General features: G+C 60.7%; 16 protein-coding genes and 2 pseudogenes. 16 read left to right on the top strand and 2 right to left on the bottom strand.

Annotated features, from left to right (window positions below; genetic code table 11):
• Positions 1 to 25 precede the first annotated feature (25 nt).
• The 3 genes and pseudogenes from V1475_RS19260 to V1475_RS19250 form a co-directional block, all read left to right on the top strand.
• Positions 26 to 1,318, top strand: coding sequence for a serine hydrolase domain-containing protein (locus tag V1475_RS19260; protein WP_479414104.1), 1,293 nt, complete (start codon positions 26 to 28; stop codon positions 1,316 to 1,318).
• 295 nt (positions 1,319 to 1,613) lie between these two features.
• Positions 1,614 to 1,946: pseudogene (locus tag V1475_RS19255) on the top strand (transposase); the annotation flags it as partial.
• A gap of 33 nt (positions 1,947 to 1,979) precedes the next feature.
• Positions 1,980 to 2,309, top strand: a pseudogene (locus tag V1475_RS19250) (transposase); the annotation flags it as partial.
• Positions 2,310 to 2,435: 126 nt separating this feature from the next.
• On the opposite strand, the gene V1475_RS19245 reads toward V1475_RS19250, so the two are convergent.
• Positions 2,436 to 3,365 carry a dihydrodipicolinate synthase family protein gene (locus V1475_RS19245; protein WP_479414103.1) on the bottom strand — a complete coding sequence of 310 codons (930 nt, stop codon included), beginning with the start codon at positions 3,363 to 3,365 and terminating at the stop codon, positions 2,436 to 2,438.
• A gap of 309 nt (positions 3,366 to 3,674) precedes the next feature.
• On the bottom strand, positions 3,675 to 4,391 hold the full coding sequence (locus tag V1475_RS19240; RefSeq protein ID WP_479414102.1) for a GntR family transcriptional regulator: 717 nt from the start codon (positions 4,389 to 4,391) through the stop codon (positions 3,675 to 3,677).
• Between the two features lie 145 nt (positions 4,392 to 4,536).
• Here V1475_RS19240 and V1475_RS19235 point away from each other — a divergent pair, with 145 nt between their 5' ends.
• From V1475_RS19235 to V1475_RS19175, 13 genes are all read left to right on the top strand, one after another.
• On the top strand, positions 4,537 to 5,784 hold the full coding sequence (locus V1475_RS19235) for an NAD(P)/FAD-dependent oxidoreductase (protein WP_479414101.1): 1,248 nt from the start codon (positions 4,537 to 4,539) through the stop codon (positions 5,782 to 5,784).
• The gene (locus tag V1475_RS19230) at positions 5,781 to 6,794 is read left to right on the top strand and encodes a 4-hydroxyproline epimerase (RefSeq protein WP_479414100.1); all 1,014 of its coding nucleotides are present in this window, start codon (positions 5,781 to 5,783) and stop codon (positions 6,792 to 6,794) included. The genes V1475_RS19235 and V1475_RS19230 overlap by 4 nt, the downstream gene beginning before the upstream one ends.
• 44 nt (positions 6,795 to 6,838) lie before the next feature.
• Entirely contained in the window at positions 6,839 to 8,071 is a 1,233-nt protein-coding gene (locus V1475_RS19225) for a metal-dependent hydrolase family protein (protein WP_479414099.1), read from the top strand.
• Entirely contained in the window at positions 8,071 to 8,616 is a 546-nt protein-coding gene (locus tag V1475_RS19220) for a hypothetical protein (RefSeq protein WP_479414098.1), read from the top strand. Before V1475_RS19225 ends, V1475_RS19220 begins: the two co-directional genes overlap by 1 nt.
• 81 nt (positions 8,617 to 8,697) lie before the next feature.
• Positions 8,698 to 9,693, top strand: coding sequence for a sugar ABC transporter substrate-binding protein (locus tag V1475_RS19215; protein ID WP_479414097.1), 996 nt, complete (start codon positions 8,698 to 8,700; stop codon positions 9,691 to 9,693).
• 93 nt (positions 9,694 to 9,786) lie between these two features.
• Entirely contained in the window at positions 9,787 to 11,322 is a 1,536-nt protein-coding gene (locus tag V1475_RS19210) for a sugar ABC transporter ATP-binding protein (RefSeq protein WP_479414096.1), read from the top strand.
• Positions 11,319 to 12,284, top strand: a complete 966-nt coding sequence (locus V1475_RS19205) for an ABC transporter permease (protein WP_479414095.1) — start codon at positions 11,319 to 11,321, stop codon at positions 12,282 to 12,284. The genes V1475_RS19210 and V1475_RS19205 overlap by 4 nt, the downstream gene beginning before the upstream one ends.
• A 33-nt stretch (positions 12,285 to 12,317) precedes the next feature.
• Positions 12,318 to 14,387 (top strand): hydantoinase/oxoprolinase family protein, encoded by a 2,070-nt coding sequence (locus tag V1475_RS19200; RefSeq protein ID WP_479414094.1) that lies wholly within the window; start codon positions 12,318 to 12,320, stop codon positions 14,385 to 14,387.
• Between the two features lie 18 nt (positions 14,388 to 14,405).
• Complete coding sequence (locus V1475_RS19195) at positions 14,406 to 16,064, top strand: hydantoinase B/oxoprolinase family protein (protein WP_479414093.1); 1,659 nt, start codon at positions 14,406 to 14,408, stop codon at positions 16,062 to 16,064.
• Between the two features lie 102 nt (positions 16,065 to 16,166).
• The gene (locus V1475_RS19190; RefSeq protein ID WP_479414092.1) at positions 16,167 to 17,681 is read left to right on the top strand and encodes an aldehyde dehydrogenase (NADP(+)); all 1,515 of its coding nucleotides are present in this window, start codon (positions 16,167 to 16,169) and stop codon (positions 17,679 to 17,681) included.
• Entirely contained in the window at positions 17,681 to 18,010 is a 330-nt protein-coding gene (locus V1475_RS19185; RefSeq protein WP_479414091.1) for a hypothetical protein, read from the top strand. Before V1475_RS19190 ends, V1475_RS19185 begins: the two co-directional genes overlap by 1 nt.
• A complete protein-coding gene (locus V1475_RS19180) occupies positions 17,964 to 18,935 on the top strand; it encodes an ArgE/DapE family deacylase (protein WP_479414090.1) in 972 nt (323 codons plus the stop codon). The genes V1475_RS19185 and V1475_RS19180 overlap by 47 nt, the downstream gene beginning before the upstream one ends.
• Positions 18,932 to 19,276: a RidA family protein gene (locus V1475_RS19175; protein ID WP_479414089.1), complete on the top strand. Its 345-nt coding sequence runs from the start codon at positions 18,932 to 18,934 to the stop codon at positions 19,274 to 19,276. Before V1475_RS19180 ends, V1475_RS19175 begins: the two co-directional genes overlap by 4 nt.
• The last annotated feature ends 90 nt before the right edge of the window (positions 19,277 to 19,366 follow it).

The raw sequence follows: 19,366 nt of genomic DNA, 5'->3' as shown, positions 1-19,366 counted from the left end.
TCATTAGGGCTTCGTGGAACCCGGCGTGTTGTTTTTTTCTCTTGGCCTGGCCGGGTATCAAAATGATCATATGGCCATACTTATTGAGTCAATACATATGCTTTATTTTTTGATACTGTCGGCTGAATTATCGTCTCGCGGCGGAATTGGAGGCAAAATGAGCGAACAAAACTGGGTTTCAGACAACTGTGCAGCGCGTGGCTATGTGGCGCCCGGCTACGAATCCGTGGCAACCGCCTTCGAGCACAATTTCACTGTAAGAGGCGACAAGGGTGCAGCCTTTGCCGCGATGCGGGATGGCAGGGTCATCGTCGATCTCTGGGGCGGCATGTCCGCGCCAGGACGGTCGTGGGGTGCCGATACCCTCCAGGTGATCTTTTCCGGCACCAAGGGCTTGCTGGCCGCCTGTATGCTGAAACTTGTCGAAACGGGGCAGCTGGATCTCGATGCTCCCGTCAGCCAGTACTGGCCGGAATTCGCAGCGCAGGACAAGGAAAACGTTCGTGTCCGGCATATCGTCTCTCATACGGCGGGGATGCCCGGCGTGGTCGCACCCCTGTCAGGGCAGCAGATGTTCGATCACGAAGCAATGGAAAACAGGATGGCCGCGATGCCGCTTTCGCGCGATCCTGATGCCTTCCGGGCCTATCACGCGCTGACGATTGGCTGGCTTTGCGGCGGTCTGTTACGACGCGTCGACGGTCGCTCGATCGGCGCGTTTTTTCAGGATTCTTTTGCCGAACCGCTCGGGCTCGATACCTGGATCGGACTGCCCGCAAAGCACGAGCATCGCGTCGGGCAGCTTTCCCTTGGTATTGGTATGATGACAGCAACGGCGAAACAGCTAAGCAACGAAACCTACCGGACGATCTGGGGCAATCCTCCTCTGTTTCCCAACGGCGACATGATCTGGAATCAGCACGCCTGCCATGCGTCGCAGATCGCGGGCGCGGGCGGCATTTCAACGGCACGCTCAATGGCAAGATTCTATGGCTGCATGGCTGCTGGCGGGGCTATCGACGATGTCCGCGTCCTTAACCCCGAAACGATCGAACTGGGCCGACGCGAGTTGTCGTCGTTTTTCGATCCATATCTGATGCACCCTATGTCCTACGGAGTTGTCTGGGCGCGGCAGACTGCGGATCGTGATTTTGGTCCGCCCTCAGACGCATTTGGTCATTCGGGGGCCGGGGGGTCGATGCATGGTGCCTGGCCCTCTCAGGGGATCGGCTTTTCCTACGTCATGTCAGAAATGCGCGACGAGGGTTTCGCCCGTTCGGGAGCGCTGCTGGATGCGCTTCATGACGCAAATGGGTAGTGTCGCAAAGTGCGGCAGGATTAACCGGTGTGTTCCAAAAGCAGAGCGCAGGTGATTTGAAAGTCGCGCTATGGCTGGACGCCGAAACCAATTGATCGTTGTGAATGGCAGGGTTCTGGCGATGAGGGTCTCGATATGATTATGCGCTGCCTTAGGCAAGCGTTACCCTTACGGAACTAGGGCCTGAACCCAATTCACGGATAGCTTGAATCCGTTATAGGCGCCTGGTTCACTGCCTCCCCAAAGGCGGTGACGATGGCAGGATTTGATCTGAGCGACGACGAGTTGGCGGTTATCGAGCCCTTGCTTCCCCCCAAGAGGCCGCGGCCCGGTGCGCAAGGATGATCGGCAAGTGCTCAATGGCATCTTCTATATTCTGCGGACAGGTGCACCGTGGCGAGACTTTCCGGAACGATACGGCCCTCACACGACGGTCTGCAACCGCTACGTCCGGTGGGGCGAGCGTGGGATATGGCGTGGAATATTCGAGGCGTTAGCCACGGCATGCGAAGACGCTTTGATCTTCGTGGATAGCTCCATCGTCAAGGCGCACCGCTCGGCAGCGGGCGCAAAGGGGGGGGGAGCTTTGCCAGGGTATTGGACGCTCACGCGGCGGTCGCGGCAGTAAGTTTCACGCCGCCGTAGACGATCTGGGGCGTCCTTTGCGTATCGATGTGACGGGGGGCAAACGCATGACAGCAAGGCGTTTGATGCGTTTCTGGATTGGGACGCGGCCCCCTCGGCCATCGTTGCGGATAAGGCCTATGGCAGCGCCGCAATCAGGCAGGCCATCGCCGACGAAGGCGCCGTCGCGGTCATCCCTTCAAAATCCAACGCGAAGGTGCCCATCCCGCATGACCCGAAACTCTACGCCATGCACAATCTCGTCGAACGGTTCTTTTGCAGAATGAAAGACATGCGACGGTTGACAACGCGCTACGAGAAGTTGAAGGAAAATTTCCTGTCCATGCTCCACATCTTTGCAATCAGGTGCTGGCTGAAGCGAGGCCAGACCTTAGTATGCAAGGAACTGGCTCGCGAACACGTAAACAATGGCTGGGGTGTAAATAAATGCAGGCGCATTATGCGCCTGCATTTATTATTGAGAGATCGGCACTCAGACCCAAGCGTCGTACCAAGTGCGGAACAGAGCATATTGGCTGTCCACATGGGCCTTTTGCGCTGGCGACAGAACGTCGGTTTCGTTGAAATGCAGTTCGTATTCTGCATCCCCGGTCAGAACCATCAGGCGTTTGTAGAACAGCACAAGCTCCGGGCCTTCGTCAAAGGTCGACAGCACCATCAACGCCTCTTCCAGCTCTTTGGCCTTTTTGCGGGCCTCGATGTCGCCCTTGGCGGCCTTCTCGCTCAGTGCTACGAGGTGCAGAACCTCTTTCGGAAGCGCGTTGCCGATGCCGGTGATCGCGCCGGTCGCGCCGCAGTCGATGAAACCGTGGCACACCTGCGTGTCGACGCCGACCATGAGGGTCAGATCGTCATCCCCCGAGGTGATGGTTTCGGCTGCATAGGTTAGATCCTTGGCGCCGCCGAATTCCTTGAACCCAATCAGGTTCGGATAGGAGGCGCGCAGATCGAAGAACAGATCGGCGCGGGTGGCGAAGCCGTAATAGGGGCTGTTGTAAATCACCGCCGGAAGGTCTTTGGCGGCGTCGAGAATGGCCGAGAAATGCGCCTTTTGAGCGACGGCGGAGGGGCCGCGGGACAGCACGCGCGGGATGACCATAAGGCCTTTCGCGCCGACTTTCGCGGCATGCGCGGCGTGGGCAACGGCGGATTTCGTATTGACCGCGCCAGTGCCGACGATCACGGGCACGCCCGCCTCGACCAGAGCTTCGACGCCTTTCATGCGCTGCTCGTCCGTCAAGAGCGGCCAGTCTCCCATAGAGCCACAATAGACCACGGCAGACATGCCTGCTGCGATCAGTTCCTGCCCTTTGCGGGCCAGTGCGGCGTAATCGGGCTCGCGCGCCTCGGTGCAGGGGGTCATCAGCGCGGGAATGCAGCCGGTAAAGATCGTGTCGCTCATCTGCGGTCCTTTCAAATTGTCCGTTGTGGGCGCGGGCCCTCTGCGGGCGCGTCTGCCGGTGTCTTGTGATATGTCGCGGGCGCTCACGTGTTCTCTAGTGCCACGGGTGAGTCCCCTCTTGTCGAATGTCGGAATACCAGTGCGCCGACGTTTTGTCGACAAATAAAATCCAAAAAGGAATGCCGCGTCAAAAATGATGCAAATTCAGATGGTTCTGAAGGTGCTTTCAGGGCTGTTTTGTGCAAAAAAGGAGCGGCCTTGCGGGGCCGCTCTGCTTAAAGGTCATTGTGACGTGCGTTTTCTTGATGGTCAGAGCGCCAAGGCCGCGTTCGGGCGTGTGTCGGCGGCGATATAAGACTGGATCTGGCGCACGATCTGGTCGGCATGGGCGCGGGCCAGCTTATCGGCGCGGGCCACGTCGCGGGCGACGATTGCGGCAATCATGTCCTCGTGTTCGGTGACATATTGCTTCGGCAATTTGTCGTTGAGCGAGGAATAATAGAGCCGCAAAATCCGGCGGCCTTCGTCCAACAGGCGTGTGAACAGCTCGATATAATAGCGATTGCCTCCGGCCCTCGCGACGGCGATGTGGAAGTCGCGGTTGGTGGCGATCATCTCAAGCACATCGCCGTCCTCAACGGTGCGGGCAAAGGCGTCCTGAAGCGCCTGAATGCCCGCGATATGCTCGGGGCGGTGGTTCTGCGCGGCAAGGCGCGTGGTCACCCGATACATCAGCGTCAGCGCGTCGAAGAAATCGGCAAGATTGAGGAAGTCGATATTCGACACAATCGTGGCACGGTTTGTCAGCGTGGTGATCAGCCCCTCGGCGGCAAGCCGGACAAGGGCCTCACGGATCGGGGTGCGCGACAGCGAAAACCGCTCGGACAGCTGCACTTCATCAATCGGGTTTCCCGGTGCGAGTTTCAGCTCAATGATTTCGTTTCGCAGTGTTTCGTACACATGGGTGACTCCGGAACCGCGTTTTAGCTGTGGTTGATCGGTGTTCTTTTCTTTGGCTTTCGTCATGAAATACATGTCCTTCGCTCGACGTGAAATATGTTTGCATAAACCGGGAATACCGCGCCATCCCCTTTTAAAAATTTTTCATGTCGACAAGGCAAATGCAGAGTGCTAGCGTTTTGGCATCAGATCGGGGAAAGGGCGTGTCTTCATGCGTGTTTGCGTTATCGGAGCGGGAATCATCGGGGCAAGTGCCGCGCTCGCCCTGTCGCGTGACGGGCATGAGGTGGTGCTTGTGGATCGCGACGATGTCGCCGCAGGCGCCTCGCAGGGCAATGCGGGGGCCTTCGCTTTTGCCGATGTAATCCCGCTCGCGACCCCCGGCATTATGAAAAAAGCGCCGAAATGGCTGCTCGATCCGCTTGGGCCGCTGTCGGTGCCGCCCGCTTATGCGTTGAAAATCGCCCCTTGGCTCATTCGCTATTGGCGGGCGAGCTGGCGTGATCATTACGCGGCGGCGCTCAAGGCCCAGTCGGAGATGATGCGTGTGTCGCAGGAGGCGCTCGACGCGCTGGTGGCCGATCTCGATCTCTCCGGGTTGATCCGGTCCGAAGGCCAGATGCAGATTTACGAAGGCGAGGCCGCGTTTCACGCCAGCCAGAAGGGCTGGGAAGAGCGTCGTCGTGCCGGTGTCAAATTCAAATTTTTGGAGAGTGCGGAGGCGATCGCGGAGATCCAGCCCGGTATTGATGCGCGCTTTACCCATGCCGGGTTTACGCCCGAGTGGAAGAACGTCACCGATCCCGCCGTTTGGACCAAACGCATCGCCGCGGAGGCACAGCGCTTTGGTGCCAGTTTCGTGCGCAGAGAAGTCACGCGGATCGAACTGGCCGGGAAGGTGGCGATTGTGCATTCTGCCGAGGGCACAGAGACCTACGACCGCGTGGTGCTGGCCGCAGGGGCCTATGGCAACCCGCTTTTGACATCTCTCGGCCTGAAACTGCCGCTCGAAACCGAGCGCGGTTATAACACGACGCTGCCCGCTGGCGCTTTCGATCTGAAAACGCACCTGACTTTCTCCGATCACGGCTTTGTCGTGACGAAAATCGGCGAAGGCGTGCGGGTCGGTGGCGCGGTGGAGCTCGGAGGCATGGACCTGCCGCCGCATATGGCCCGCGCCAAGGCGCTTTTGAGCAAGGCCAAACGTTTCCTGCCCGGGCTGAACCCCGAAGGCGGCACCGAGTGGATGGGATTTCGTCCCTCCATGCCGGACAGTCTCCCTGTCATCGGCGAACATCCCGACACCTCTTCCGTGGTGTTCGCCTTTGGCCATGGCCACCTGGGTCTCACGCAATCTGCGGGAACCGCCCGGGTGGTCGCTGATCTGATCGCCGGGCGCACGCCGCCCCTCGATCTTACCCCGTTTCGTCCCACCAGATTTGCCGGATATCGAGCATGAGCAATCACACTTTCACCTGTATCGACGGCCACACCTGTGGCAACCCTGTCCGTCTTGTGGCGGGGGGCGGTCCGCGTCTCGAAGGCGCGAACATGATCGAAAAGCGCGCGCATTTCCTGCGGGAGTTCGACTGGATCCGCACCGGGCTGATGTTCGAGCCGCGCGGGCATGACATGATGTCGGGCTCGATCCTTTACCCGCCGACGCGCGCAGATTGCGATGTGGCGGTGTTGTTCATCGAGACCTCCGGCTGTCTGCCGATGTGCGGGCATGGCACCATCGGGACCGTGACCATGGCGATTGAAAACGGTCTGGTGACGCCGAAAGAGCCGGGCAAACTCATGCTCGATACGCCTGCCGGTCCTGTGGCCATCGCATATCGTCAGGAAGGCCGCTTTGTCGAAGAGGTGCGCCTGACCAACGTTCCCGCCTTTCTTTACGCCGAAGGCATGACGGCCGAGATCGACGCGCTTGGCGAGGTCACGGTGGATGTGGCCTATGGCGGCAATTTCTACGCCATCGTCGAACCGCAGGCCTGTTTCAACGATATGGCCGACTACACGGCGGGCGAGCTGATCGAGATGAGCCGGGCGCTGCGCCGCGCACTCAATGCGAAATACGAGTTCGTGCACCTTGAGAAACCGGAGATTTGCGGGTTGTCCCACATCATGTGGACCGGCAAGCCGACGGTCGAAGGCGCGACCGCGCGCAACGCGGTGTTCTATGGCGACAAGGCCATCGACCGCTCGCCCTGCGGCACCGGCACCTCTGCACGCATGGCGCAATGGGCCGCCAAGGGCCGGCTCAACGTGGGTGATGAATTTATCCACGAAAGTATCATCGGCAGCCTGTTCAAAGGCCGCGTTGAAGCCGCCGCCAAGGTCGGAGCCGAGGGGGCAGAGCGTGATGCGATTATTCCCTCCATCGGCGGCTGGGCGCGCCAAACCGGGTTCAACACCATCTTCATCGACGACCGCGATCCCTATGCCCACGGCTTTGTCGTGGTCTGAGACCGGGCCGGACCCTCACTGGTATCGCACTGGAAAGACAAAAAATGACTGTGACTGCTTATATCAACGCCTGCCTCATCGACCTTGAGGCCGAGGCCCTGACCGCACCGACAACGGTTGTGGTCGACAAGGGCCGGATCGTCTCGGTTGGCGCCGATGCGCCTGAGGGTGCCGAGATCCTTGACGTCAAGGGGCAGACCCTGATGCCGGGGATGATCGAAAGCCATTTCCACGTCGTGGCCTGGACGCTCGATCTCTGGTCCAACGTCATCGCGCCCGACAGCCTCGCGGCGTTCCGCGCCGGGCGGATCATGCAGGAGAAGCTGTCCGAAGGCTTCACCACGGTGCGCGATCTGGGCGGGGCCGACATCGGTCTGGTGCAGGCCGTTGAGGACGGGTTCATCGACGGGCCGGATTTGGTGATCTGCGGCAAGGGTCTGTCGATGACCGGCGGGCATACGGATTTGCGCGCGCGCACCGATTTGCGCCCGGACACGCTGGGCTGGCGGCTCGGCAATATGGGTGTGCTGGTCGATGGTGTCGACGATGTTCGCCGCATTTGCCGCAAGATGCTAAAAGAAGGCGCAAAATTCATCAAGGTCATGGCCAATGGCGGGGTCGCTTCGCCGAACGATCCGATCGACTCGATCCAGTTCTCCAATGATGAAATCCGCGCCATGGTGGAAGAGGCGGAAAACGCCAACACCTATGTGTCGGCGCATGTGTATCACGACAAGGCGATCCGCCGTTGTGTCGAGCTGGGCGTCAAATCGCTTGAGCATTGCAACCTGATCGAACCGGACACCGCGAAGCTTGCGGCTCAGGCGGGCTGCATCGCCGTGCCGACGCTGGCCGCCTATGAAGGGCTGGCGCTTGAAGGCGCGGAGCTGGGGCTGGGGGCTGCGGAGCAGGCCAAGCTTGAGATCGTGCGCACCAAGGGCATCGAGTCACTGCGCATCATGAAAGAGGCGGGGCTGCCGATGGCTTTTGGCACCGACCTTCTGGGGCAGTTGCGCAAGCACGGCGTGTTGGAATTCGGCCTGATGGCCAAGGTTCTGAGCCCGGCGGACATCCTGCGCTCCGCGACCGAGATCGGGGCAAGGCTTTGCAAGCTCGAAGGCGAGATCGGTGTCATCGCTCCGGGCGCGCGGGCCAATATGCTCGTGGTCAAGGGCGATCCTTTCGCTGACATCACGCTGTTGGGCCGTCCGACGGAGACGTTGAAACTCGTCATCAAAGACGGGCGCATCGTCCGCGACAACCGGGAGGCCGCATAATGGCATACGATGCGCAAAAGCTTTCTGAGCTGGTCTCCGGGCCCGATGCCGCCGTCAAGGTGTTCGCCTATTTGCAGGAGGGGCTCAATCGCGAGGTCGGCAATGGTTTGATGACCGCCTCGATCTACGATCTCGACAACATGCGGTCGCGCCGGGTGTTTTCCGAGGACCTTGCCGCCTATCCGGTCGGCAATTTCAAACGCCTCGATCAGAACCGCTATTTCGACACGGTGATCGCCGCCAACAAGCCGTTTTCCTCACTCACCATCGAAGAAATCGCCGAGGTGTTCTTTGACTGGGAAAAAATTCAGGCGCTTGGCTTCGAGTCCAATATGAACCTGCCCGCCGTGGCAGACGGGCGCGTCATTGGGACCGTCAATCTTCTGGCCGCGAAGGGGCATTACACACCCGCGCGCGTGGCCAAAGCTCTGGAATGGCAGCCGGTTGCCACACTCGCCTTCCTGCTTCTGCGTTTGGGTGACATCGAACGCGTCACCTTTCTCCCGGATTATACCCCGCAAGCGCCCCTGATGGAGGGGGCGTGAGCACCCCTCGAAAGCCAAACCCGGCCAAATGACCCTTGGCCCAAAAAAAATAAACCCAGCCACCAACACGGAGACGTCTCAATGAAGAGCCTGACCAAAGCCGCCGTGCTCTGCACTGCACTGACCCCTCTGGCCGCGCAAAACGCTTTTGCCAAGGACATCAACATCGCCTTCCTCGCTGCATCTTCGCAGAACGGGTTCAATCAGGCGATTTACGCCGGGATCGTCGATGCGGCCGCGAAATACGACAATGTCCACACCGAGATTTTCGACGGTGAATTTTCCGCCACGACCCAGTTCAGCCAGGTCGAAGACCTGACCGCCGGTGGCCGTTTCGACGCGATTATCGTTGTGCCGAACGACACCGTGGGCATCGCCACCGCCCTCGAAGATGCCATCGCGCAGGGTGTGAAAGTCGGCACCACGCTGTTCCCGGTCGGACCGGAACTGTCCAACATGGAGCCGCAAGTGCCCGGGCTGTCCGTCACCGTCGCATTCGATCCGACAATCGGTGCCAAAGCCCAGGCCGAAGCCGTTGCCGCCTATTGCGAAGACAAGGACCCCTGCAAGGTCGTCGTGCTGATCGGTCAGCTGATCTACCCGTTCGACAACCTGCGCAACGATGTGTTCAAAGAGATCCTCGACCAGCATGACAACATTGAGATTGTTGCGACCGGCGAAGGCAACTACAGCCCCGAGGCCTCTCTCGTCGCCATGCAGGATATTCTTCAGGCCCACCCGGATGTGGACGCCATCCTGTCGAACGCCGACCAGCATTTGATGGGGGCCGAGATTGCGCTTGAGGATGCGGGGATCGACGTTGCCTCCATCTACACCATCGGCGGTGGTTTGAACCAGATCACCGTGGATGCGATCCGCGCGGGCACGTTTGATGCGACCCTGGTGCAATTTCCGCATTCCGCCGGGATGGCAGCACTCGACGCCATGGTCAGTGTGGTTGAGGGCAAAGAGGTCCCGAACTGGGTCGACGAATTCTCGCTCCGCGACATGCCCGCCATCGTTACTAAAGAGTGGCTCGACGCCCACCCGGATTTCACCGCCGAATGGCAGGGCTAAGACATTCGGCCCTCTCCCCCTTGTGGGGCCGAAACAACGGGCCGGGGGCATCGCGCTCCCGGTCCTGACCGCCAAATATAAGAGAGGACTGCCATGACCGATCGGGACATCGCTGTCCGCGTCCGTGGCGTTGCCAAAAGCTTCGGCGGAACGCGTATTCTGAATGACATCACCATCGACTTTGCCAAAGGCTCCGTTCATGCGCTTGTAGGCGAAAACGGTGCGGGCAAATCGAGCGTCGGCAAGATCGTCGGCGGCTATTACTCGGCAGACGAGGGCACCGTCGAGGTGTTCGGGGAAACCGTTACCCGGTTTTCGCCGCGCGATGCGCTTGGCCGCGGGATCGCCATGATCCATCAGGAATTGCAGCTCGTGCCTGAGCTGACGGTTCTGCAAAACGTGTTTCTCGGTCTGGAGAGCCAGACGGCCGGGTTCCTGACCAAAGGCGATCTGGACCGGTTCCAGACGCTGGAAGAGACCTGTGATTTCGGCCTTAACCCGCATGCGAAGGTCGCCGATATGCGTATCGCGGAGCGGCAGAAGGTCGAGATCATGCGCGCCGTCGCCCGCGACGCCCGTGTGATTATTATGGACGAGCCGACCTCGTCCCTGACCGAGGATGAAGCGGAGCGCCTGCATCAAGTGATCGCGCGCCTCAAGGGTCGCGGCGTAACCGTGATCTATGTCAGCCATTTCCTCAATCATATCCTCGCCAATTGCGACCGCGTTACTGTGATGCGCGACGGCCATGTCGTGCGTACCGATGACATCGCGGGCGAGACGAAACAAAGCCTGGTCGATTCGATGTTGGGGCAGGCCTCCGAGATCATCTGGCCGACGCTCCCCGCGCTGCCTGCGCGGCAGGTCGCGACTGTGGTCGAGATGCAACATGTCAGCACCGATACCGGGCTGTCCGACATTTCGCTCAAGATCCGCCCCGGCGAGATCGTCGGTCTGATCGGGCTTGTAGGCGCCGGGCGCACCGAGGTGGGGCGGGCGATGTTCGGTGCCGATCCGATCAGATCGGGCACCTATTCCATCGAAGCCGTGGTTCAAAACGACCGCTTCAACATTCCCCGCGCCGTGGCGCAGGGCGTTGCTTTGGTGCCCGAAGACCGGCGCAAGCAGGGGCTGGTGATGACCCAGACCACGCGACCCAACATCTCGCTTGCCTCTTTGAACAAGATCGCCCGTTTCGGCCTGATCGACACCGCGAAAGAGCGCAGGCGGGCGCAGAAGATGATCGACCATTTCGGCATCGTGCCTGCGAAGCTCGACGGCGAGGTGGCGTTTTATTCCGGCGGCAACCAACAAAAGGTGCTGCTGTCGAAATGGGCCGTGGAAAAGCCGAAGCTGCTTATTCTCGACGAACCCAGCCGGGGCGTCGACATCGGGGCGCGTCAGCGCATCCATGAATTCATCGTTGAAATGGCCACATCGGGCGTGGGGGTTCTGCTCATCTCGTCCGAGCTTGAAGAGGTCATCAACCTGTCCCATCGCGGCTACCTGATGAGCGAAGGCCGGATTTTCGCCGAAGCCAATTGCCGCGAGCTTACCGTTGAAGACGCGCTCAACCGGATTTTCCGCGAACAGTCCGTGTCCCCGAACAAGGAGGTCGTCCGCACATGAGCGATATCACCGCAAACCCGAAACGTTTCAGCCTCAGCCCCGGCGATTTCGCCCGCGAATATGGCGTTTTGGTGATCATCGCCGTGCTGCTGATCGGGCTGTCGCTGATTTCCGACAGCTTTCTGACGGCACGCAACCTGTTGAACATTCTCAACCAATCCGCGCCTCTGGCGATTATTGCCTGCGCGCTGACGCTGGTGATCATCGGTGGGGATTTCGATCTCTCTACCGGTGCGATTTTTGGTGTGGCCTCGGTTTCTGCCGGGTGGATTGCCGTCAATGTTGATCCCTACACGGCCATTGTCGCGGGTCCGCTGATCGGGCTTGTCCTTGGCTTCACCAATGGCGCGATCATCACCGGCTTTGGCGTTCACTCCTTCCTTGTGACGCTGGCCACCAGCCTTGTCTATCGTGGCATCGCCATCCTGATTACCGGCGGCTCGTTGATCCCGGTGCGGATCGCGGAGTTTTCCTGGATCGGGCGCGGGCGCATCGGCATGGTCAATATCGCGATTTTTGTCTTCCTCGCCTTCATGGTGGTGATGATGATCCTTTTGAACCGGACCACATTCGGGCGCCGCGTCTTTGCCGTCGGCGGCAACGAGGAGGCGGCGATCCTCTCGGGCATCCGCACCAAGCTAGTCAAGGTCATGACCTTCTCGCTCTCGGGCATGGCCGCAGGGCTCGCGGGTGTCATCGCCGTGTCGCGCATCTCCATGGCCGAACCGCAGGCAGGGTCGGGCATGGAATTCGAAGCCATCGCGGCTGTGATCCTCGGCGGCACCTCGATCATGGGCGGCGCGGGGGCGATCTGGCGGTCGGTTGCGGGGGTGTTACTCATGGCGCTCATCGGCAACGGCTTCAACATCCTCAACGTGAACCCTTTCTTCAAAGATCTGACCACGGGCGTGATCATCGTGATCGCGGTGGCGCTTGCGGCTTCCGGCGGGCGGCGGCGCTGAGACGCCACGTTCCCCATAAACTGAGACAGACATATGACTGATAAAATCACACGCGTTGCCACGGACGTAGGCGGCACTTTCACCGACCTCGTCTATTTCGAAACCGATCTGAACACCGGCGTGCAGACCGTGCGCACCGACAAATCCGACACCACGCCTCCGGACTTTGAAAAGGGCGTTCTGAACGTCCTCGACAAGGCGGGCGTCGATGTCGGAAGCGTCGATTTCTTTGCCCATGGCACGACCGTGGTGATCAATGCCCTGACCGAACGCAAAGGCGCGAAAGTCGGGTTGATCACCACCAAAGGGTTCCGCGATGCGATCGAGATCGGGCGCGGCAACCGGCCGGATTTCTTCAACCTGATGTATAAAAAGCCCGAGCCTTTCGTCGAACGCTATCTGCGCCGCGAGATCGTCGAGCGGATGGATTATCGCGGCCATGAGGTGACGCCGCTCGACCTCGGCTCGCTCGATGAAACGCTGGGCCTCTTCAAATCCGAAGGCATCGAGGCGGTGGCGATCTGTCTTCTCCACGCCTACGCCAACCCGGCGCATGAAGAGGCGCTCAAGGCCGAGGTGGAAAAACGCTGGCCGGAGGTGACCGTGGTGGCCTCTCACCAGATCACCCGCGAATGGCGCGAATATGAACGTACCAACACGACGATCCTGTCGGCCTACGTGCAACCCAAGGCGCAGCGCTATCTCGAAAAGCTCGAAACCGGGCTGACCGGTAAGGGCTACAAGGGCCAGATGTTCATCATGCAGTCGAACTGCGGCGTCGACTCGGTCGAGGCGATCAAGGCTGTGCCGATCACCATGGTGGAAAGCGGCCCGGCGTCGGGGTTTTGGGGCGCGGCCGAGCTTGGCCGGATCATCGGCGAGCCGAATATTCTGGCGCTCGACATTGGCGGCACCACGGCGAAATGTTCGCTCATCGAAAACAATCAGGTGACGATCAAGACCGATTACTGGATCGAACGCGATCAGAAATCGGCGGGCTATCCGATCATGGTGCCCGTGGTCGATCTGGTGGAGATCGGCAACGGTGGCGGCTCGATCGCCTGGGTCGACGATTTCGACAAGCTCCATGTCGGGCCGCAATCGGCGGGGTCCACCCCCGGACCTGCGGCCTACGGGCGCGGCGGCGAGAATGCGACCACGACGGACGCGAACCTTGCCTTGGGCCGGATCAACAAGGACTATTTCTGTGGCGGATCGGTTGTGGCCGACATGGGCGCGCTCGACACCGCGCTGAACAAACTGGCGGCGCAGATGGGCAACACGCCCGAAGACGTGGCGCGCGGCATCGTGCGGATCGCCAATTCCAACATGGTCAATGCGCTGAAACTCGTCTCCGTCAACCGGGGCTATGACCCGCGCGATTTCACCCTCGTCGTGTTCGGCGGCGGTGGTCCGATGCACGGGGTCGCTTTGGGGCAGGAGCTGGGTGTCAAGAAAGTCGTCGTGCCGCGTGGCGCGCCGGTGTTCTCCGCCTGGGGCATGATGATGTCCGACCTGCGCCGCGACTATTTCGTCACCCGCCTGATGGACGGGACGGATCGGGCGGGGCTTGACGCGCTTTTGTCCAACACGATGGAACTGGCACGCGAGGAATACGCCCGCGAAGGCATCGCGCCGGAGAAAGTCACCTTCCAGCCGAAAGTGCGCTGTCGCTACCAGAACCAGGAATTCGCCGTCGAAGTGCCGGTGCCTGCGGGGCCGGTGACGGAGGATGTGATCGGAAAAATGCTCACCGATTTCCACGAGATTTACGAGCGCGAATACACCTATCGCCTGAGCGCGGGCGTCGAGATCATCGGCATCCACCTGATCGCCGCCTCGGAAGTGGGCAAGCTGGAACTTGTGCCTTTGGCCAAGACCGGGGCGAAGATCGAGGATGCGGTGAAAGGCAAGCGCATGGTCGATTACGCGACCGAGGGCGTGCATGAGGCGACCATTTACGACTCGACCAAATTCGAACCGGGGATGGAATTCAAAGGTCCCGCGATCATCGAAGATCCGGGCACGACCATCGTTGTGCATCCGACCAACCGCGTCTTCATCGACGATTTCGGCAACACCCATATCGAGACGCGAGGCTGAGGTATGACTGAGACGAACATGACTGAGAAACAATTCGATCCCGTCACCTTCGACATCATCCAGAACGCGCTTGAGGCCGTGGCCGACGAGATGTTCTACGCGCAGGTGAAAACCTCCATGAGCGCGATCATCTATGAGGTGCTCGACCTCTCGACCTCGATCCTCAATCCGGCGGGCGAGATCGCCGCCTCCGGCGCGGGAATCCCGGCCTTTATCGGTGTGCTCGACAAGGCGATCATGGGGATTTTGAAAAAATACCCGCTCGAAGAGATCAAGGACGGCGATGTCTTCGCCTCAAACGATCCCTATTTCGGCGGTGTGACCCATCTTAACGACATGGTGCTGGCTGCGCCTGTGTTCCATGAGGGCAAGCTGGTCGCCTGGGTCGCAAATATCGCGCATTGGAACGATGTGGGCGGCAATGTGCCGGGCTCCATGTCATCGGAAGCGACCGAGATCTTCCAGGAGGGCGTTCGCATTCCTGCGGTTAAGCTTTTCATGGAGGGCGTTGAAAACAAAGCCGTGTTCGACATTCTGACGGTGAACTCGCGCCTGCCGGATTATCTGCATGGCGATCTCTGGGCGGGTATCGCCGGGCTTCGGATCGGCGAGCGTCGGGTGTTGGAGCTTGTCGAAAAATACGGTGCCGACACCTTCGAGGCGGCGGTTGCGGATTACATGGAGCTTGGCGAACGCCGGGCGCGTGCGGCCCTGCAAAAAATCCCGCACGGGACCTATACGTTCGAGGAAGAACAGGACACCGGCCAGATCCACAAGGTGGTGCTGACCATCACGGAAGACGCCTTCACCGTCGATCTGAGCGACAACCCGGCGCAGGCCGGATCGTCCAACTGTTCGCGCGAAGGCACTGAGATTGCCGTGCAGCTCGCGTTCAAGGATTTCACCGATCCGGACGCGCCGGGCAATGGCGGGTTCTTCAAGCCGCTTGAAGTGATCACAAAGCCGGGCACGATTTTCCACGTCGAGGCGCCGGGCGCGCTTGGGTACTATTCGGAGGTGGAAATCCGTCTCTTCGACATGCTGCTGCGCGCACTCGCGGCGCATTTTCCGGGCGTTGTGCCCGCGGGCAATTTTGCCTCGATCTGTGGCACCAATGTGGGCGGTCCGCACCCGGAGACCGGGCGGCACTATACCATCGTCGAGCCGCAGGTCGGTGGCTGGGGCGCATGGCAGGGGGCGGATGGTCCGTCGGGTCAGTTCTCCGGTTTCCATGGCGAGACATTCAACTGCCCCGCCGAGGTCGCCGAAGCGCGCTACGGGCTTGGCGTCGATCAGGTCGCATTGAATTCGGAGCCGGGCGGCGAGGGCCAATGGCGCGGTGGCAAGGGGATCGACGTGCATTACCGCGTCCGTGCCGACGACAATTTCCTCTCCGTCGGTTACACCCGCTCGCGCATCCCGCCATGGGGCGCTTCGGGTGGTCTCGACGGGTCGGTGAACTATGTCGAGGTGCTGCGCACGGACGGGGCCAGGGAACGCTTTGCCTTCGCGACCAACGTCAAGGTGAACGAGGGCGATGTGATCCGGCTTGTGACCGGCAATGGCGGTGGCTTTGGCAACCCGAAAGACCGCAGCCGCGCCGAGATCGAACGCGATCTGCGCAACGACTATCTGACGCCTGCGCGCGCCAAGGAGATTTACGGTTACGAGGCCTGATCAGGCTTGGGCGACCGCAAAACACGACACCGCCCCGGCCACTCTTCGGAAATCCGCAGGGCGGTGTCGGCATGACACAGATGACGGCTTTAGGAGGCCCAGATGACATTTGAACCGCATGGGAAACATTTGATTGCAGGTGAATGGGTTGCGGGCGAGGAGAGCTTTGTCTCGACACCGACAACGGGCGAGGGGCAGAGCTTTTCCAAAGGCTCGGCGGCGCTGATCGACCGTGCCGTGCAGGCCGCCGAGGACGCGTTCTGGACCTATGGTTACACGACGCGCGAAGAGCGCGCGGTGTTTCTGGAGACCATCGCCGACGAAATCGAAGCCCGCGCCGATCTGATCACCCCCACAGCCATGGCGGAAAGCGGCCTGCCCGAGGGCCGTCTCGTCGGCGAGCGGGGCCGCACCACAGGTCAGCTTCGCATGTTCGCCGATCACATCCGCAAGGGGGATTATCTTGACCGCCGTCATGACAAGGCCCTGCCGGACCGCGCGCCCCTGCCGCGTCCCGATTTGCGGCTGATGCAACGGCCCATCGGCCCGGTGGCGGTGTTCGGCGCGTCGAACTTTCCGCTGGCCTTTTCGGTCGCGGGCGGGGATACGGCCTCGGCGCTGGCCGCCGGGTGCCCGGTCGTGGTCAAGGGCCATGAGGCGCATCCCGCAACGTCCGAGATTGTCGCAGACGCGTTTAAAGCCGCGATCGAAAAATGCGGGTTGCCGGGTGGCGTCTTCTCCATGGTGCATGGCGGCGCGCATGAGGTGGGCGGTGCTTTGGTGCAGCATCCGCTGATCAACGCGGTGGGGTTCACCGGCTCGCTGACCGGAGGGCGCGCGCTCTTTGATCTTTGCGCCATACGGGTCAATCCGATCCCGTTTTTCGGCGAACTGGGGTCCGTGAACCCGATGTTCCTTTTGCCCGAGGCTCTGTCCGCGCGCGGCGCAGATCTGGGCAAAGGCTGGGCCGGATCGCTTGCGATGGGGGCGGGGCAGTTCTGCACCAATCCGGGCATCGTCGTGGCTATCGAAGGCGCGGATGAAGAGGCGTTCACCAAAGCCGCCCTCGACGCCCTCACCGCCACCGGATCTCAGGTCATGCTCACCGAAGGCATCGCAAACGCCTATGTCAAAGGCGGCGATAAGATCAAAACTCAGCCCGGCGTGCAGGAGCTTTTGACCCAGATGTGCGACCGTCGCGAGGCGAAGCCCTTCCTGTTCAAGGTGAAGGCCGAAGACTGGTTGTCAAATGAGACCCTGTCTGAGGAGGTGTTCGGTCCTCTGGGCCTCATCGTGACCGTGAAAGATGTCGCGCAAATGATCGAGGTGGCAAAATCTTTTGAAGGTCAGCTCACCGCGACCCTGCATATGGACGAGGCGGATATGGCGCTGGCCGGTCAGCTTATGCCCATTCTCGAACGCAAGGCGGGGCGCGTCATGGCCAATGGTTTCCCGACCGGGGTCGAGGTCTGCGACAGCATGGTGCATGGCGGGCCTTACCCGGCCTCGACCAATTTCGGCGCAACGTCCGTGGGCACGATGGCGATCCGTCGCTTCCTGCGCCCGGTCTGTTATCAGAACATCCCGACGGGTGTTCTGCCCGGAGATCTTGTGTGATGGCCGGGGTGCCTGAGGACTTGTCCGACCGCCTCGCTAAAGTGATCACAGCGAGGCGGGCGCGTCAGACCGGTTGGCTCAAAACGCTTGCCTCGTTCGACAGCACACGCGGCAACGAAGGGCCCTGTCAGGACTGGCTGGCCTCTGAATTCGCCGCGCGTGGCTGGTCGGTCGATAAGTTCGCCATCGCCGGTAAGCCCGGTGCCTCAATGGTGGTCGATGTCGATTATGCCAAAGCCGTGCAGGTGGTGGCCAGCGTCGGGTCCGAGGGGCCATATCGACGTGGTGCCGCCGGGGGCTTTGGAGCTTTGGGATCATCCGCCGTTTGAGCCCTATGAGAAAGACGGGTTTCTGCATGGGCGCGGCACCAATGACATGAAGGTCGGGGTGGCGGAGATGGTCTTTGCGCTCGATGCCCTGCGTGACCTGGGCTATGCGCCTGCCGCACCGGTGTTTGTCGAAACGGTCAGCGAAGAGGAATGCACCGGCAACGGGGCGCTCGCCACTTTGGAGCGCGGTTACCGCGCCGATGCCTGTTTCATCCCCGAATTCATGGATCACCACCTGATCCGGGCCGAGCTTGGCTCCGTCTGGTTCCGGGTGCGTATCTTGGGCAAGCCCGGTCATGTTCTGGCCTTCGACCCGTCGGCCAATGCCAATATGGCGGCTTATGACTATGTGCAGGACCGTCTGGCGCTGACCGCAGAGATCAACGCCGAGGCGAAAAACCACCCGTGGTTCGGCCATCTTGAAGATCCGGTGAAATTCAGCCTCGGCAAGATCAAGGGCGGCGATTGGCTCGGCTCCGTGCCGTCCTGGTGCGAGATCGAATGCCGACTGTCCGTTCTGCCCGGCCATCCCTTGCCGGAGGTCCGCCAGCGGGTGATGGACTGCGTTGCGACCAGCGCCGAACGGCTCGGCACGCCACGCGCGCCGGAGGTGACGTGGATCGGGTTTCAGGCCGATGGCCATGTGTTCGAACCGGGCTCCGAGGCGGAAGCAACCCTTGCCCGCGTGCATGAAACGGTCATGGGCGCGCCGCTTGAAAGCTTTAGCCAGACGGCCACGTCGGACACCCGGCAATACGATCTCTATTACGACATTCCGACGCTCTGTTATGGCGGGCGCGGTTCGGGGAGCCATTCCCCGCAGGAGAAAACCGATCTCTCCTCCATGCTCGACACAACCCGCATCATCGCATTGTTCATCGCAGGATGGTGCGGACTTACTCTCATTGAAAGGACCTCTTTATGATCATCACCCGTCTTCACCCCGGTTCCCGTATGAGCCAGGCCGTTATCCATGGCGATACCGTCTATCTTGCCGGTCAGGTCGGCGAACGCGGTTCCGATGTTGCCACGCAGGCGCAACAGGCGCTGGCCGAGGTCGACCGTCTTCTGGCCGAGGCCGGAAGCGACAAATCCAAAGTCCTGCAGGTCATTGTCTGGCTCGCCGATATGGCGGATTTTGCAGCGATGAACGCGGTCTACGATGCGTGGATCGACCCGGAGAACCCGCCGGTCCGGGCCTGTGGTGAAGCCAAGTTGGCGACGCCGGACTATCTGGTGGAATTCATCGTCACCGCTGCGCGTTGAACGATTGTGCCCTGTCCTGACGGCTGTTTGCGATTCGATGGACGGGGCAGGGCGCTTTCGGCTGTTTTTGAACCATGACTATAAAAATAA

The organism is Celeribacter sp. SCSIO 80838, assembly GCF_056498065.1.
This window is presented reverse-complemented; position numbering and strand designations above follow the sequence as displayed.